An 845-nucleotide genomic window follows, 5' to 3' on the forward strand; every position below is an offset into this window, starting at 1 on the left:
AGTCGTTATTTTCTCAGGAATCTTTGGATTAGCAAAGGTAAACTGGATTTTATTTTTAATTGTTTTTGCGATTTTATTTATTATCTTGGATGTCTTCTATTCGTTAACAGATGTCTCGTATTGGGGCATGGTTCCAGCGATTAGTGAAGATAGTCATGCCCGGGGAATTCTCACGGCTCTTGGCAGTTTTGCTGGGACGACCGGTTGGAACGGCCTGACAATGGTCGTTGTACCAATTACCACGTACTTTACCTTTATCGCAACTGGTAAGCATACCCAAGGTCCACAAGGCTGGCTAGCGTTTGCCGTTATTGTCGGTATTGTGGCAGTCATTTCCGCACTATTTGTCGCCTTTGGAACCAGTGAGAAGCACAATGCGATTCGGGAAGCAGCCAAACAAAAGATGACGATCAAAGGTGTCTTTATGGGCATTATCAAGAATGACCAAATTATGTGGGTCAGTCTGGGTTACTTATTCTATTCATTAGCATACGTGACAACCAACGGGGTTCTATTCTATCTTTTTAAATTCGTGATTGGTAAACCTAGTGAATTTTGGATTGCTGGGGCGGTCGCAACTGTGATCGGTTTTGTGACGTCACCACTATATCCAATCTTGAACCGGTTTATTCCACGGAAAGTGCTCTTTGCACTCGGTCAATGCTCAATGATTTTAGCCTATATTATCTTTATTGTTGCGCAGACGAATTTGACCTTATTGATCATCGGATTAGTCCTTTTCAATATTAACTTTGCCCAATTAGTCACGGTCCTATCAATGACCGATGCCATTGAATACGGTCAATTGAAGAATGGCAATCGTAATGAAGCGGTGGTGCTTGCCG

1 protein-coding gene is annotated in these 845 nt (G+C 42.4%); it reads left to right on the top strand.

The genetic code is table 11. The annotated features are described in order from the left end of the window. Nucleotides 1-845, top strand: an 845-nt coding sequence (locus tag MMY95_RS15620) for a glycoside-pentoside-hexuronide (GPH):cation symporter (RefSeq protein WP_241277825.1), incomplete at both ends; no start/stop codon positions are given.

The organism is Lactiplantibacillus sp. ME-2 (assembly GCF_022549155.1).
GTDB lineage: Bacteria > Bacillota > Bacilli > Lactobacillales > Lactobacillaceae > Lactiplantibacillus > Lactiplantibacillus plantarum.